Source organism: Citrobacter sp. RHBSTW-01044 (assembly GCF_013781945.1).
Classification (GTDB): Bacteria; Pseudomonadota; Gammaproteobacteria; order Enterobacterales; family Enterobacteriaceae; genus Citrobacter; species Citrobacter braakii.
The window spans coordinates 794591-811112 of record NZ_CP056180.1 but is presented as its reverse complement, the minus strand read 5'-3'; the positions used below and the strand labels follow the sequence as shown (position 1 = coordinate 811112).

Sequence of the window (16522 nt, the reverse complement as noted above, 5' to 3'; positions counted from 1 at the left end):
TCAACATGATCCCTTAAAAAACCGCCGTAAACTCAGTTCTCCGCCGGTCGATCGACCATCCGCAGGAACCCACTCACCAGCGAATCTTTTTGCTTAAAAATGTCCGCAATTTCACTGACCACCTTTCCGCTGCCCGCATTCTTCCAGGCAATCGAGAGCGGCGATGGCTGGCGCGGATTAATCACCTCACGGGCAACCAGTGCCCCGGATTCAACATAAGGACGACACATCCGCTCGGGTAAAAAGCCGACGCCAAGCCCGCTTAAATGACAGGCCAGCTTAGTGCTGAGATCCGGCACTTTGATCTCCTTTTGTCCGCTAAGCAGCCAGGCGACGCGGCGCGTAAGCGTACGCGAGGTATCTTCAATATTGATAGCCGGATAGCGGCGCAGCATATCGTCTGACAGTACCGGCACTGGATGGCTGGCCAGCGGGTGATTTTGCGCTACCACAAACCGCCAACTGATATCTCCCAGCGGCAACAGAGAGATATTATTGGAGAGCGATTCCGATCCGGTGACGCCAATCGCCAATTGGAAATCGTCATACAGTAGCGAATCCCACACGCCCATATAGACCTGTCGGGAAATTTGAAATCGGGTGAAGGGAAATTGTTGGTGCAGCCAGGTCAGTAAATCTGCCGTGGTCTGCGGCTGGTACAGCAGATTGTTGATAACGATGTTCACCTGCCGTTCAACGCCCGCGTTGATCTGCTGAAGCTCGTCCGGCATTGCATCCAGCCAGTTAAGCCACTGTCGACAATGCTCAAGCAGATGTTGTCCAGCCAGTGTCAGACTGACGGAGCGGGTTGTACGTAAAAAGAGCTGCGTCCCCACCTGCTCTTCCAGCGTTTTAATGCGATAGCTAATCGCCGCGGGCGTTTTATGCAGGGAGCTGGCCGCGCGGGAAAAACTCTCCGTCTGTGCAACCCGAATAAAAGTGCGTATTGTTTCCTGATCGAGCATGCGTTCCCCTTGAGTCGACCACCTGTAACCACCGTTGCGCTATCGCGATTCCCAGCAATATGTCCGCCCCCGAGGAGTGCCCGACAGCAAGCAGGCGTCTGATTGCAGAATGCGGATCGCGTCCGGACTGTAAACCACGTATCACCTTCTGTAGCGGCGTTGAAAATTCGCCCACTCTGGCGCTGTTCAGATAGCTACAGCTTACTGACGTGGTGAGCGGCACAAGTTGCTCCGTCGGGGGTAAAAAATAGCGCAATTTGGCAGAAAGCCCCGCAGCATACAGCACAGCCAGCATCCCCGTCAGCATATCATCGCCGCTGGGCGTCAGTCCTGGGCCGTATCCGATCAGCCAGCGCCAGTCAGGCGTCACGCCACGATGCCAGCACTCAAGTTGCTCAATGATTTCAGGGTAGTGCAACATCGTATTGAGTGGCTGATTCAGCGCTCCGGAAAGACCACTGTGTTGAGTGCAAAAAGAGAGATCGACAGGGACAAGTACGGCAGGATCCAGCGACATCCGGAGTGTGCGACGCGAGCAAAGCGCTATACCCTGTACCCGCAGGATGCTCCCCTGTTTGATAAGTCGTTCAATATGCGCCACGCGGGAAAACTGTGTGGTGCTCAGCAGCATGCCCGTCGGTCCCATCCCCTTTCCGTAGCGAAACAGCGTCAACAGCTCGCCGTCAGGACGGCAAAAATTAATCGCCTGCGAGAAGCGGCTGTGCAACCTCCATTCGCCATCGGGAAGTCGATAAAAACCCGCGCTGGCTAATGCCTTAATCGTCACCATCGATACACTCCAGGACACTGGATGGCAGGGAGAGCGCCCGAGCCGGCCTACGGAATGAACTCATTCGCAGGCCGGATAAAACGCAACTTCGTCGCCTTCCGGCAACGTTGTTATGCCGTGATGTGATGCAGTTCCGCCAGCGCTTCAAGCGCTTTTTCAAAACAGAGCAGCGGTGCGCGTACGGTGCCCGCCCCCACCTGGCCGATCCCCGCATCCTTGTGAGCAATACCGGTGTTAATCAGCGGCGTAATCCCCGTTTCCACGACGCGACGGATATCCAGCCCCAGACATGCCCCTTTGAAATCCCATGACGGGATCTGGAACAGCGGATTGTTGGCAAGATAGATCTCCGCCATCTCTTCCGATGTCTCCAGCGCAGCCCCCATGCCACCCGCGCCAACGAAGCGCGTTACGCCCGGTGCGGCAATCATCGCAGCACCGCCGATCCCCAGCGTTTCCGTGATGGCACTGTCGCCGATATCCGGATTGGCATCAGCCTGGCTATAGCCGGTAAAAAACAGCCCCTGCGGCGTGTTCACCGGCGCGGTAAACCAACGATCGCCTGTGCCGCTCACGCGAATACCGAAATCACGGCCGTTACGCGTCATGGCGGTTACCACAGAACCGGCTTTAATTTCCGCCGACGCATCCATAACGGCTTTACTGTAGGCCATTGCCAGGTTAAGGAAGAACTGGTCGGTGACGCTCAGGAATTGCAACACCTCAATGATTTCCGCCTTCGGACGCGCCAGTCCGGCAATCACCGGAGAAAGCGTGCGTAGCAGCAGAGAAGAGGCCGCAATATTACGTTGGTGGAACTCATCGCCCATCGTGATAGCCTGCGCCATCAGTGCCGTCAGATCGACGCCGTTTTCCATCTGCGAGAGCGCTTCCTGCAATACCGGCGCCAGCGTATCACGCATCCAGCGCAGACGTTTCTGCACGTCATCGCCGTAAGCGCCAAAGCGCATCACTTTGCCGATCCCCTCATTGAGGTTGCAGCAGGCCTGATTGCCGTGGACGATATCACGCACGACCAGCACCGGCATATTGGCGGACGTAATACCACCCATCGGACCGACCGCGCCAACGTGGTGGCAAGGAATAAACTCGACCTCTCCCTGCTCCAGCATCCGCAGGGCATCTTCCTCCGTGACCGCCCAGCCTTCAAACAGCGATGCGCCAATACAGGCTCCGCGCATTGGGCCTGTCATCTCTCCCCAGGCAATCGGCGGACCAGCGTGCAGTAATTTGCGTCCAGAAGATAATTCGGCCACCGCTTCTTTTGCAGGACGCACGGCAACCCAGTGGGGGCGTGCAGCTTTAATTCGTTCGATAATGGCTTCGTTGGCCTGTGCAATAGATGAATACATATCCGTACCTCTGAACTTAATGTAACTGTTTGAGTAAGTTGGCAAGACGGGCGTTGCCACCGGCAACAGGCGCCCACTGATAATGCACAACCGGCGTACCGCTACTTTGCAGATCCAGCGCGAAGCTGCGCAATCCGGCGTTGATAACCTGTACGCCCGCAAGAAGCGCGCTATGCGTCTGTGGAATATTGTGATTCTGGTGATGCGTCAGGCTAACGGCGAGCAGTACCGCCTCTTCGAGGGTTTCTACCACGGCAACCCCGGCTTCACGGAGTTTCTCTTCCTGCTCGCTGCGGCCCTGCGGATCGCCCTCGGTTCCGGTCAGAGTAGCAATCACCACCAGCGGCGCAGTGCGTTTGGCGCGCACTTGATCTACCGCCTCAACAACCGCCCCCGCTGGATCGGCGCAGGCGCCATAGCCCAGTACGACATCCAGCAGCAGTACCCCGACATCCGGAAACGCGGCCAGTTTTTCGATTTCAATGCTGCGGGTGGTTGGGTCAATCATCGGATGCGGTCTGCCCAGGGTGTAGCTGTCGTCCCCGAGGTCGACAATACGATGACCACCGGCGTCCAGCATCACGCCCTGGTCGTGGCTTTCACTCACGGGAACCCCCAGCCCCGCTGAGAGCAGCATGGCGGCTTCCGCGGCCAGCGTCCCCCCGGCATACAGGCCGTAAATCCCTTTGCCTGCCACTTCCGGCTGAGCCCGTCTCTGCTGCGCCACGCGCATCAGCAGCACCGCCAGCCGCGCGGCATCAGAAAGTGAATTCGCCAGCCAGACGTTTCCTTCGCGACGCTGCTCCGGCTTGCTGCCCAGAAACAGCGCGACAACCGGTTTCCCCACCTTTTGCATCGCAGCAATAATGCGGGTTCGCACCTGCGGAGACGGCGGCTTGGAGACAAAAGCCATTACCCGCGTGGCATCATCCGCAGCCAGCATCTCCAGCGCGGTCAATGCGCTGATACCGCCCACGTCAGCGCTCAGGTCACGTCCCCCCAGGCCAATCGCATGGCTAATGCCCTGCTGATGCAGCGCAATCTGCGAGGTAATTTCCTGAATACCGGTGCCTGACGCGCCAATCACGCCAATCCCGCCTTCAGGCAGGACGTTGGCAAAAGCTAACGGGCTTCCGGCAATCATCGCCGTTCCGCAGTCTGGCCCCATGACGATCAGCCCGCGCTCGCGTGCCATGGTTTTCAGCTCAACTTCCTGCTCCAGCGATACGTTATCGGAAAACAACATGACGTTTTTATTGGCCTGCAACCCCTCTCTGGCAACAGATGCGGCATATTCTCCGGCGACGGAGACCAGCAGAAGATTGGCCTGAGGTAATTTCTGGCACGCGCTTTCGAAGCGGCGAGCTTTCACCAGTTGATGTGAACTCCCCGACGCGTTGGCGATCGCGCTTAGCTCTTTCTCCAGTTGCTCACGAATCAAATCCAGGATCTCAGGCCGCTCACCTTCGGTTCTGACCGCCACACAAATATCATTTGGCGTGGCATCGGCAAAGTCGTCGTGCCAGAACCCTGTGGAATCCAGCATCGATTTATTGGCTGGTGTTCCCATCATGACCGAAACCTGATCAACTTCCGGGCGCTCACTGAGTTTTCGGGAAATGATCATCAGGCTGACGGAATCCTGAAAACTTCCCTTTTTAATAAAGGCGTAAATCATTACCGCTACCTCTTTATGTGCGTTGTTCTTTTAAAAACAGCATTGCGAATAAACCAATAGCCAGCAGTACGGCTGAAACATAGAAACTGGAAGCCAGGCTTCCGGTCATATCACGCGCAGCCCCGGCAATAATCGGTGCCAGAATGGATGAACTCATGCCGATAAAATTAAATAAGCCAAATGCGGTGCTGTAATTATTTTCATCCACGCTATCGGCTACCAGGGCAACCAGTACCGGATCCAGCGCCAGTTTACCCACCAGACCATAGACACACAGCGCAGTGATAACACCTGTCATATTCGGCATCCAAATAATTGACAACATGCTGATAATCGCGACCGGCACCAGGAACATAATTAAAGGTTTACGCTTGCCTAATTTGTCAGACAGGCTGGAGAATAGCAGCGCCCCAGGAATGGAAATCCAGGCCACCAGCGAAGAGATAAATCCGGTTTCGCTGCCCGCGATACCCCGTTCATTTTGCAGATAATAAGGAAGCCAGGTCAGGATAACGAAGAAACCGAACAGGCTACAGAACACCATAATATAGGTGATAATTAAATTACGGTTTTTCAGCAGATCGCTGAATTTACCCTTTTTAACCGGCGCGCCATCGGCGTCGGCAGTACGTTTCTTCTCTTTCACAAATAGCCAGATAGCCACCCCAACCAGCACGGATGGAACCGCCATCGCATAGAATGGCATCCGCCATGAATATCCCTGATCGTATACCAGCCAGCTTGAGGTCATCAGCCCCAGCGCAATACCAAAAGCCATACCGCTGTTGATGATTGCGCTGCCAAGAGAGCGGTGCTTCTTCGGGATCTGCTCAGAGGAAAGACCGTATTGCGGACCATAATAGGTTCCTTCACCCGCCCCCGTCACCACGCGGGCAAACAGCAGGGTGTACCAACTTTTTGCCCAGCCGGTTACCGCGGTGAAAACACCAAAAAGAATAAACCCCGGAACCAGCACCTTTTTCTTACCAATTTTGTCACCCAGAATTCCGGCAGGTACCTGAAGTAATGCGTAAGAAAAATAGAACACAGAATTAAGAATACCCAATTGTGTGCCGCTTAAGCCAAATTCTTTTTCTAATTCGCCCATCACTGGATTGAGCACCGTGCGGTCGGCATACATAAAAATCCATCCCAGCCAGAACAGAAAAACGGTGACCCACCAGGCCGGTATTCCTCTTTTCTTTGTGGCCTCAGCCACTTCATATGAACCAGACATAATTAATCTCCCGGTAATCATTACCGCTGAATACCTCATGTTATCTGACAGGATACGTGAGGTTTGATGTTTTAACTGCGTCTACCATATCGGGGTAAAAATTCATTTCATTTGAACAAAATCACACAAAATCCATTGTTATAAATTTCTGGGAACTGGCCGCAACATTATTAAAAAAAGTCTAATAATCACTTTCAAAGCAATTTAAATAAAGAGACAGAAAACATCATTAATTATCGAGATATTTTTACAGGTATTTGAGTTGTCGACCTTATCACATAATAAAAGCGATAAAACGCTATGTTGACCACGAGATATTTTTCACAATGAGGTCATTAATGAAAAAGAAGATTGTCATTGCGCTTGGCGGCAATGCCTTATTACAGCGCGGAGAAATTTTGAGTGCAGAAAACCAGCAGCGTAGTATTCAGGTATTTGCCGAAATGGCATCCGAATTAGCCCGTGATTATCAACTGGTCATTGTTCATGGCAACGGTCCTCAGGTTGGTCTGCTGGCGCTACAGAACGCTGCTTACAAAGAGTCCCCGGCCTGGCCGCTGGACATTCTGGTTGCGGAAAGTCAGGGGATGATCGGTTTTGCCATTGCCCAGGCGCTGGCGTCATCCACGGGTAACGCGCCCGTGACGACGCTGATGACCCGCGTTGAGGTCGATCCGCAGGATGACGCTTTCTCAACACCCGGTAAATATATCGGCCCCGTCTACCAGCCGGATCAACAGACAGAGCTGGAAGAACGCTATGGCTGGCAGATGAAAGCGGATGGGCAATATATTCGCCGCGTGGTTCCCTCCCCGACACCGCTAAAAATTCTCGACAGTGATGCCATCTGCACGTTGATGGATGCGGGACACATGGTGATTTGCTGTGGCGGTGGTGGTATTCCGGTCATTGCGCAAGGCGATGGCTATCAGGGAACCGAAGCCGTCATTGATAAGGATTTGACCGCTGCCGTGCTGGCGCAATCCATTAACGCTGACCACCTGCTGATCCTGACGGACGCCGATGCCGTGTATGAAAACTGGGGAACCCCCCAGGCGCGTGCGCTACGACATGTCACACCAGAAGAGCTGGCGCCGTTTGCCGCGCCTGACGGTGCAATGGGCCCGAAAGCGGCGGCGGTGATACAGTTTGTCAAACAGACCGGAAACGCAGCATTTATCGGCGCCCTGAAGGATGCGCCGCAGGTCCTGGCGGGTGAAAAAGGAACCTGCGTTATGCAGTAAAAAAAATGGCTTCCCAAAGGAAGCCATTTTTACTGTCCGCAGACGGAATTACAGAACGTCAACCGCGTTCAGTTCTTTGAAAGCCTGTTCCAGACGGGTGATCATAGTTGCCTGACCAGCACGCAGCCATACGCGCGGATCGTAGTATTTCTTGTTCGGCTGATCTTCGCCTTTCGGGTTACCCAACTGACCCTGCAAGTAAGCTTCGTTTGCTTTGTAGTAGTTCAGAACGCCTTCCCAGGTAGCCCATTGGGTATCGGTGTCGATGTTCATTTTCACTACGCCGTAGCTTACGGAGTCTTTGATTTCCTGAGCAGTAGAACCGGAACCACCGTGGAAGACGAAGTTCAGGCTGTTATGCGGCAGGTTATGTTTCTTAGAAACATAGTCCTGAGAGTCGCGCAGGATGGTCGGGGTCAGAACTACGTTACCCGGCTTGTAAACGCCGTGTACGTTACCGAAGGACGCTGCGATGGTGAAACGCGGGCTGATTTTGCTCAGCTCGGTGTATGCGTAGTCAACGTCTTCCGGTTGGGTGTACAGTGCAGAAGCGTCCATGTGGCTGTTGTCCACGCCGTCTTCTTCACCACCGGTGCAACCCAGTTCGATTTCCAGAGTCATGCCCATTTTGGACATGCGCGCCAGGTATTTGGAGCAGATTTCGATGTTCTCTTCCAGAGACTCTTCAGACAGGTCGATCATGTGAGAAGAGAACAGCGGTTTGCCTGTTGCTGCGAAGTGTTTTTCACCCGCGTCCAGCAGACCGTCGATCCACGGCAGCAGTTTCTTCGCGCAGTGGTCAGTGTGCAGGATAACCGGAACACCATAGTGTTCAGCCATCTGGTGAACGTGATGCGCACCAGAGATAGCACCCAGGATTGCAGCGCCCTGAGGAACGTCAGACTTCACGCCTTTACCCGCGATGAAAGAAGCACCACCGTTGGAGAACTGGACGATTACCGGCGCTTTAACTTTTGCAGCGGTTTCCAGAACGGCGTTGATGGAGTCGGTACCAACGCAGTTAACAGCTGGCAGAGCAAAGTTGTTTTCTTTAGCTACCTGGAAAACTTTCTGTACGTCATCACCAGTGATTACGCCTGGTTTTACGAAATCAAAAATTTTAGACATGTTGCGAGTCCTGTATCTTCGGCCTTGGAAAGGGGGCGCGCTCGACAGCGCGCTAATAATTGGGCAGGTTTCCCTGCCCATCAATGTCTTACTTTTTAGCACGCTCTTCGAGCATGGCTACTGCTGGCAGTACTTTGCCTTCCACGAATTCGAGGAATGCGCCGCCGCCAGTAGAGATGTAGGAGATTTTGTCAGCAATGCCGAACAGGTCGATTGCTGCCAGGGTGTCACCGCCGCCTGCGATAGAGAATGCTTCGCTGTCTGCGATAGCATTAGCAACGATTTCAGTACCTTTGCGGAAGTTCGGGAATTCGAACACGCCAACCGGGCCGTTCCACAGAATGGTTTTCGCATTCTTCAGAATGTCAGCCAGCTGCTGTGCAGAAGCGTCGCCGATATCCAGGATCTGCTCGTCTTCTTTTACATCGCTAACGGATTTAAGCGTAGCCGGTGCAGTTTCAGAGAATTCAGTCGCTACGCGAACGTCAGTCGGGACCGGGATATCGCAAGTCGTCAGCAGACGCTTAGCTTCATCAACCAGGTCAGCTTCGTACAGGGATTTGCCGACGTTGTGGCCTTGAGCAGCAACGAAGGTGTTCGCGATACCACCACCAACGATCAGCTGGTCAGCGATTTTTGACAGAGAGTCCAGAACGGTCAGTTTGGTAGAAACTTTAGAACCACCAACGATAGCCACCATCGGACGAGCAGGTTCTTTCAGCGCTTTACCCAGCGCATCCAGCTCAGCAGCCAGCAGCGGACCAGCGCAAGCTACGTCGGCGAATTTACCGATACCGTGGGTAGAAGCCTGCGCACGGTGAGCGGTACCGAAAGCGTCCATTACGAATACGTCACACAGCGCAGCGTATTTTTTGGACAGTGCTTCGTCGTCTTTCTTCTCGCCTTTGTTGAAGCGAACGTTTTCCAGAACAACCAGTTCACCGGCAGCGACTTCAACGCCGTCCAGGTAATCTTTTACCAGGCGAACCGGAGCAGACAGTTTGTCTTTCAGGTAGTTAACAACCGGCAGCAGAGAGAATTCTTCGTTGTACTCGCCTTCGGTAGGACGACCCAGGTGGGAAGTTACCATCACTTTAGCACCCTGTTTCAGGGCCAGTTCGATGGTCGGCAGGGAAGCACGGATACGCGCATCGCTGGTTACTTTCCCTTCTTTAACTGGTACGTTCAGGTCCGCACGGATAAAAACGCGTTTACCAGCCAGATCCAGATCGGTCATCTTAATTACAGACATGGTGAATCCTCTCGTTGATTCATAAAGTTTTGTCGACGCTCAAGCGTCGAGCCTGAAACCAATAGCAGCCATCGCTAACGTTGTGTCGAGCATACGGTTAGCAAAGCCCCATTCATTATCACACCAGACCAGCGTTTTGATCAGGTGAGCGCCACTCACGCGCGTTTGCGTACCATCAACGATGGCGCTGTGCGGGTCGTGGTTAAAATCTACAGAGACCAACGGTAATTCCGTATAGTCAACTATACCATGAAATGCACCTTGTGCTGCTTTTTGCAGCAACTGGTTGACTTCACTGGCTTTTACTGGTTTTTTCACCGTCACGCTTAAGTCGATCGCCGTCACATTTATGGTCGGTACACGCACCGCAATCGCTTCAAAACGATCGTTAAACTGCGGGAAAATTCGCGTGATGCCCGCCGCCAGTTTGGTATCAACCGGAATAATAGACTGGCTGGCCGCTCGCGTGCGACGCAGGTCAGGATGATAGGCATCAATAACCTGCTGATCGTGCATCGCGGAGTGGATCGTGGTGACGGTACCAGACTCAATGCCGTAAGCATCATCCAGCAATTTAATGACGGGTATTATGCAATTCGTGGTGCAGGAGGCGTTGGAAACGATCCGGTGTTCAGCGCGCAGCTGATCCTGATTAACGCCATACACAACGGTTGCGTCGATGTCGTGACTACCAGGATGTGAAAAGAGCACTTTTTTTGCACCAGCGGCAATATGCGCCTCGCCGTGTTCGCGGTTGCCGAAGACCCCCGTACAATCCAGCACAACGTCGACACTCAGTTCGCGCCAGGGAAGCGCATCGAGCGTTCGCTCATGCAGAATGCGGATCGCGTCATCGCCAACGATGAGCTGGTCACGTTCCTGACGAACATCCCAGGCAAAACGTCCATGGCTGGTGTCATATTTCAACAAATGCGCCATGCCTGCAGCATCCGCCAGTTCGTTGATTGCCACCACGGTGATTTCCGCCCGACGCCCGGATTCATACAAAGCACGAACCACGTTGCGTCCGATGCGACCGAAACCATTAATCGCTACGCGTACGGTCATAGGTCTCCTGCAAGGATTTCTCAGAAACGATGTGGCAGACAGAGTAATGCAGCAAATCGCTCAGGGAAACCTTACCTGTCGCAAACTGCGACTAATTGGTTAATTGTCGAACATTTAATCGACTGAAACGCTTCAGCTAGAATAAGCGAAACGCGGAATAAAAGGAATGATTGTCCAGCCAAAGAAAACAGTTATCTGACGTACATCACATTTTTCCCGCTGAGACCGGGGGAAATTATTCCAGTAAACCGTAATAATCATTACGGCTTAACAGGAATAATTGGCCTTCACGCAATCCGATATTCACCAGATTCCAGCATCTCCAGCGTCAGGTCACCAGGCAGACTTGCTTCCAGTACCCGATGAACATTCGGTCCGTCGGTACGCTCATAAAACGCCTCAGCGTCAGCTTGTGATAGTCCGCCCGCCAGTTTACGGCCTACCAGTCGTGTACGGAGCGCGTTGGCAGGAGCACGAATAAACAGCGAGTAATCACAAAACTCAGCTAACGCCCGCCACCTTTCATCATCGCGTAATAACCAGTTACCTTCCACAATCACAATCGGCGCGGTCACTGTTATGGCCGCTTCTACCGGATCGTGTTTTTGCCGGTCGTACTGTGGCCAGGAGCCCTCCCCTTCCCTTATCAGACGTAGATTCTGTGCAAGTTTATCCACATCAAAGGTTTCCGGCGCACCTTTGTATGCTCGCAGGTTATGAGCATCCAGCCAGGTGTTGTAGTGATGGAAGCCATCCATCGGCAGCGTCTGGATCTCCGGCAGGCCAGGATCCTGACGGGAGAGATATTCCCAGAAGGTGGTCAGCGTCGATTTACCCGTACCAGGCGGTGCGCTGAGAAAAACGATCGTTCGTCGCTGCGGGTGAGTGGCGTGTATTTTTGCCAGCTGTTGTAATAACGGTTTGTGGACGTTCTCTATCTCATCATCACGGTAATGTGCTTCAACCTGTAACCCATTCACCGTTAGTTTGATTTTCACGGCGTTAATTCCTTTAAAATCGCCGTCACTGCCAGCGTCATTGCCGTCTTGACCATTGCGCTAAAGCGCACTTCGGACCACGCAGCAAAGTCGGCAAATTTCATCGACTCCAGCGCACCGTAGAGCGTTGCGTTGCGGGTGATACTGTTCACGTTGCTGACAAAATCCCAGGTAATGTCATCGGCAAAACCGGGGATATTATCCTGCTCGTTCAGGTACTGATAAAACTGAGAGAAATGGGTGATGTCGGCATAAAGCCATTTATCCATTTTTCCCAACGCATAAATCAGACGTAACGCAACGTCGATATCGTCAAGCGGTCCACTCTGGGCGAGTAACGGCTTCACTGCATATTCCACGATCTCTTCATCGTTATTAACGAACAGCGACGGTAGAAAGCGCTTAATGCCCTGGAGCAAAATGTTATGTGCCGTCGTCATAAACGAGAGTAAATTATTTTGAGCATCCAGTTGCTCAAGCACATCGTCTTCTGTCAGCGTCGTCATTCGTTTCTCGATAAATCACCATGAATGCAGAGAGTCTATTATATTACACGTTCGATCCGCGCCGCCGATCAGTAAAGTTTGCGTGCGCACACCATTCGCAACCTGTTGGATCCCTTTCACAAGATCGCCACCCGTGACTCCTGTCGCGCTGAATAGGATCTTATTTCCCCCTACCAGTTCGTCCAGCGCGTAGATCCGGTTGATCTCAACGCCCATTTCCGCGCAGCGCTGATGTTCCTGTGCCGCAATCAGACGATTATCTACGTTATTTCCTTTCGCTTCGCAAAAATCAATCAGTTCAGCCTGCATATCCCCCCCCAGCGCTTTAACCGCACAGGCTGAAATAACCCCTTCAGGCGCGCCGCCAATGGTATACATCAGATCATAAGGATTCTCCTGCATACAGGCCAGCACGCTGGCGGCCACGTCGCCGTCGGACAGAGCAAAGACCTTGACGCCAAGCCGTGTCGCCTCGGCAATCGCTGGTTGAAGGCGCGGCTTATCCAGCGTCACCATCCGCAGTCGCTCCAGCGGTTTACCCAACGCCTCTGCCACATTACGCAGATTATCTGCCAACGGCAGCGCCAGATTAATCGCCCCTTTCGCAAACCGATTAACAACCAGTTTTTTCATGTACATATCAGGAGCGTGTAACAAACTGCCGCGAGGGGCAAACGCCATGACGGCCAGCGCATTGCTTTGCCCCATAGCCACCATTCGGGTTCCTTCGATAGGATCAACGGCGATATCTACCTCAGGTCCGGTGCCGGTTCCCACTTCCTCACCAATCCACAGCATCGGGGCTTGATCAATCTCCCCTTCGCCAATAACGATGCGTCCGCGAATGGCAATACTGTTCAATGCTTCCCGCATTGCCGTCACAGCCAGACCATCAATCTTGTTTTTATCGCCGCACCCGGTTTGCGGCCAGGCTGCCAGCGCAGCCTGCTCCGTGATACGAAATAGCGGCCATGCCAGCGACATCATATCGCCGCCTCCCCGATATCAACGCCAAAGTGTGCCAAAAGGTATTTTTCTGCCTTTTCATTCCAGATACCGTGCGTCTCCTCCACCAGCAGCGCCAGTTCTTTGAATAATGGGTCAGTTTTCCCTTTCTCGGCAAAATCAGCAATGGCGGTTAGTGGCATGGTAACGCCGTTATATATCAGCTTCTTACCGCCGGGGATCGCCGGTAAATTCAATACAGTTTCCGGAACGGCATCAAGACCGCCAATGTGCGTCACCATAAACGACGGTTGCAGTTGGCCAGTTGCACTGAGCGCAATGGCCTCTTTCATATCATCAGTTGAACCACCGGATGTCCCGACAACGTGAGTGCTGTTGTAGTGCACGTTATAAAAATTAAACGGCACTTTGAAGTTACTGTCCGTAGGGCCGGCAAAAAAATTCAGGCAACCATCTTCCGCGAGTAAATCATCAGCCATCTCAACAACTGCAGGCACTGCCGCATACACAAAGACATCATCAAAACCTGCGTCATGAGTTAACGCTCGCAGCATCGCTGTCGGAGAATCCATGCCAGTAGTATTCACATAGATGAGCTCAATCCCCTTTTCTGCCGCCAGCTCAACGGGCAACAGTTTTTTAGCCTGAGCCAGTCGTGCTTCATCAATGTCGACCACCACCACGCGCGACGGCTGAATATTCCCGTTAATGGCATAATCTATTGCACCAATACCCATCGGCCCGGCGCAGGCCAGAAGCGCAATGTTCCCCCCTGGCTTAATCCCCATGCGATGCTCATAAACGTAAGGAGTGGTATGAAAATTCGCGTTATACGCGCCAATAATGCAGCACATCGGTTCTGCCAATGAGGCGGCGGCAAAATAAGAGCCGTGGTAAGGCAAAACGCATCCCAGGTTAATCGCCACTTCCGGGATAATCATATATGTCGCATTGCCGCCAAAATATTCATAGCTGTATCCTGCTGAATATCCACTTGGCAATCCCATCGCGGGTTGCAACACAAAACGCTGACCTTTCTTATATTTATCCGTCAGGTTTTTTCCCACCTCAACAATAATACCTGCACATTCATGTCCGGTAATAACCGGATGATTTTCCAGATCGTCCGGTACGCGTTTATGATCGCTCCCCAATGCTGCTGCTTTCCAGGTGGACAAACAAACGCTATCGGATATTACGCTTACTAACAATTCATTATCTGTAATTGCAGGCAGTTCAAATTCGCGGATACGAATATCCTGCTTGCCATATATGGCAGCAACTTTCGTTTTCATATTCACTCCAAAAATAGAAGAAGGCTAGTTCGCAGTAATGCGTTTAAATAAATCATCCAACAATGGGTCACCAATATAGTTCTTAATCAGCACTAATGGCTTTTCACTTACACGTTTAACACGACCTTCAAGACTGGCATGGGTGACAATAATATCGGCATCTTGCGGAACGTTTTCGATAGCATAATGCGTCACAGTAATATTCAATCCCGCTTTCTCCAGACGCTTACGAAACGTGGTTGCCCCCATAGCACTGGAACCCATTCCTGCATCACAGACAAAAGCGACGCGTTTAATGTTTTTATAAGAGAATTTCCCTTCCTGCTTCATCGCTTTGACGGCTCTGGCTGATTCAGCAAAGTCATCTTCACTTTCTGTTTCAACGTTCTTTTCCATTTTCAGGATGACAGAGGTAATAACAAAAGTAACAACGGTTCCCGCGGTAACTCCTGCAATGGTCGCGAGGAAAGAACCTTTCGGCGTTAATGCCAGATAGGCAAATATGGATCCTGGGCTTGGCCCCGCAACTAACCCACCGTCCAGCAGGTGGAATACCCACGTCCCGGTCATTCCCCCGGCAATCATCGCGATCAGGGTCAGAGGCTTCATCAGCACATACGGGAAATACAGTTCATGAATACCACCGAGGAAGTGGATAATCATGGCGCCTGGTGCAGACTTTTTACTCATTCCTTTACCAAAGATAGCAAAGCCGAGTAACAAACCTAATCCCGGCCCTGGGTTAGATGCCACCATGAAGAAAATTGATTTTCCCGTTTCAGAAGCTTGCTGCATCCCCAACGGATAATACACCCCCTGATCGATAGCATTGTTCAGAAAGAGGATTTTTGCCGGCTCATTGATTACGGATAGCAACGGCAGATAGCCCGCATGAACCAACGCTTCAATACACTCCTTCACAAAATTATTGGCAATGAGAACCGCCGGGCCGATAACTTCAAACCCCAGCAAGCATAAAAGCATTCCCGCAATACCAAGAGAGAAATTATTGATAACCATCTCGAAGCCTGCAGGAATGCGTTTTTCCAGCAGACGGTCGATATGCTTAATCACCCAACCGCCAAGCGGCCCCATTACCATTGCGCCAAGGAACATCGGGATATCCGCGCCCACAATAACGCCAATAGAACCAATGCCCCCCATCACCGCACCGCGTTTCCCGCCAACCAGATGTCCCCCAGTGGAGCCAATCATGACGGGCAGTAAATAGGTAATCATCGGACCGACAATTTTGGCGAAATGCTCATTCGGCATCCAACCAGTAGGAATAAATAATGCGGTAATAAAACCCCAGGCAATAAATGCGCCGATGTTAGGAATGACCATTGCAGTCAAAAACCCACCAAAAGCCTGGACTTTGGCACGAGCAGACTTGTTTTCCATAATAATGTCCTGAAAGGAAACCGTTAATTATGCTTGAGCGATAATATCCGCCAATTGTTTTTCTGATTTAGCCGCTAACAAAGCGGTTAGTGCTTCCTCTTCACATAATAATTCGCTTAAGGCCTGAATAGCGCCAATGTGTGAATCAGCATTAGCCGCCGACAATCCGATTAATAATCTGATACCTTCATCATCTTCGGCAAATTTCACTTCCTGTTTGAGAAGCGTTAATGACATACCGGTTTTTAACGCGCCACACTCCGGTCGAGCGTGCGGCATGGCGACGCCTGGCGCTAAAATATAATAAGGACCATTGTTAATCGTTGAGTCTTTAATGGCCTGAATATAATCTGAATTGACATAATGATTGGCAAGTAAGGATGACATAGAAAAGTCAATTGCCTCCTGCCAGTTCTTTGCTGAATTTTTTATTGAGATAGATGATTCGGGAAAGTAATCAATCAGCCGCATACATTTTCCTTATTTTATTTTTAGGGTACGAGTTAGCGTTAAAAATAAAATACGCGCACGGCGAAATGAAATCAATCGAGGAGAAAACTACATACAGCGCAGAATGTTTTTTGGTGATGCCTTTAAAAACAATGAATTGAGAAAAGA

The 16522-nt window shown here is 51.9% G+C and carries 15 protein-coding genes; 1 reads left to right on the top strand and 14 read right to left on the bottom strand.

Translation table 11 applies throughout. From position 1 onward, the window contains the following. Positions 1–32: 32 nt before the first annotated feature. The 5 genes from allS to HV352_RS03945 all read right to left on the bottom strand — a co-directional run bounded on the left by allS (position 33) and on the right by HV352_RS03945 (position 6043). On the bottom strand, positions 33–965 hold the full coding sequence (allS, locus tag HV352_RS03965; protein ID WP_032931810.1) for an HTH-type transcriptional activator AllS: 933 nt from the start codon (positions 963–965) through the stop codon (positions 33–35). Beyond that, on the bottom strand, positions 883–1755 hold the full coding sequence (locus HV352_RS03960; RefSeq protein WP_181635216.1) for a DUF2877 domain-containing protein: 873 nt from the start codon (positions 1753–1755) through the stop codon (positions 883–885). The genes allS and HV352_RS03960 overlap by 83 nt, the downstream gene beginning before the upstream one ends. Positions 1756–1865: 110 nt before the next feature. Continuing rightward, positions 1866–3128: a DUF1116 domain-containing protein gene (locus HV352_RS03955; protein ID WP_181635215.1), complete on the bottom strand. Its 1263-nt coding sequence runs from the start codon at positions 3126–3128 to the stop codon at positions 1866–1868. A 16-nt stretch (positions 3129–3144) separates the two neighbouring features. Then, complete coding sequence (locus HV352_RS03950; protein ID WP_103284200.1) at positions 3145–4806, bottom strand: acyl-CoA synthetase FdrA; 1662 nt, start codon at positions 4804–4806, stop codon at positions 3145–3147. 13 nt (positions 4807–4819) lie between these two features. After that, complete coding sequence (locus HV352_RS03945) at positions 4820–6043, bottom strand: MFS transporter (protein ID WP_181635214.1); 1224 nt, start codon at positions 6041–6043, stop codon at positions 4820–4822. A gap of 338 nt (positions 6044–6381) precedes the next feature. On the opposite strand from HV352_RS03945, the gene HV352_RS03940 reads away from it, so the two are divergent. After that, on the top strand, positions 6382–7287 hold the full coding sequence (locus tag HV352_RS03940; RefSeq protein ID WP_016154378.1) for a carbamate kinase: 906 nt from the start codon (positions 6382–6384) through the stop codon (positions 7285–7287). A 48-nt stretch (positions 7288–7335) separates the two neighbouring features. On the opposite strand, the gene fbaA is transcribed toward HV352_RS03940, so the two are convergent. The 9 genes from fbaA to cmtB form a co-directional block, all read right to left on the bottom strand. After that, a complete protein-coding gene (fbaA, locus tag HV352_RS03935) occupies positions 7336–8415 on the bottom strand; it encodes a class II fructose-bisphosphate aldolase (protein ID WP_003027029.1) in 1080 nt (359 codons plus the stop codon). Between the two features lie 88 nt (positions 8416–8503). After that, positions 8504–9667, bottom strand: coding sequence for a phosphoglycerate kinase (gene pgk, locus HV352_RS03930; protein WP_003027032.1), 1164 nt, complete (start codon positions 9665–9667; stop codon positions 8504–8506). A gap of 39 nt (positions 9668–9706) precedes the next feature. Continuing rightward, positions 9707–10735 carry an erythrose-4-phosphate dehydrogenase gene (gene epd / locus HV352_RS03925; protein WP_016154379.1) on the bottom strand — a complete coding sequence of 343 codons (1029 nt, stop codon included), beginning with the start codon at positions 10733–10735 and terminating at the stop codon, positions 9707–9709. Positions 10736–11022: 287 nt separating this feature from the next. Continuing rightward, on the bottom strand, positions 11023–11733 hold the full coding sequence (locus HV352_RS03920; protein WP_181635213.1) for a nucleoside/nucleotide kinase family protein: 711 nt from the start codon (positions 11731–11733) through the stop codon (positions 11023–11025). Continuing rightward, a complete protein-coding gene (locus tag HV352_RS03915) occupies positions 11730–12239 on the bottom strand; it encodes an MltR family transcriptional regulator (protein ID WP_016154381.1) in 510 nt (169 codons plus the stop codon). The genes HV352_RS03920 and HV352_RS03915 overlap by 4 nt, the downstream gene beginning before the upstream one ends. Positions 12240–12254: 15 nt before the next feature. After that, the gene (gene glpX / locus HV352_RS03910; RefSeq protein WP_181635212.1) at positions 12255–13226 is read right to left on the bottom strand and encodes a class II fructose-bisphosphatase; all 972 of its coding nucleotides are present in this window, start codon (positions 13224–13226) and stop codon (positions 12255–12257) included. Next, positions 13223–14500 (bottom strand): zinc-binding dehydrogenase, encoded by a 1278-nt coding sequence (locus HV352_RS03905; RefSeq protein ID WP_016154383.1) that lies wholly within the window; start codon positions 14498–14500, stop codon positions 13223–13225. Before HV352_RS03905 ends, glpX begins: the two co-directional genes overlap by 4 nt. Positions 14501–14524: 24 nt before the next feature. After that, positions 14525–15904: a PTS mannitol transporter subunit IICB gene (locus tag HV352_RS03900; RefSeq protein WP_016157435.1), complete on the bottom strand. Its 1380-nt coding sequence runs from the start codon at positions 15902–15904 to the stop codon at positions 14525–14527. Between the two features lie 27 nt (positions 15905–15931). Continuing rightward, a complete protein-coding gene (cmtB, locus tag HV352_RS03895; RefSeq protein WP_016157436.1) occupies positions 15932–16375 on the bottom strand; it encodes a PTS mannitol transporter subunit IIA in 444 nt (147 codons plus the stop codon). Between the last annotated feature and the right edge of the window lie 147 nt (positions 16376–16522).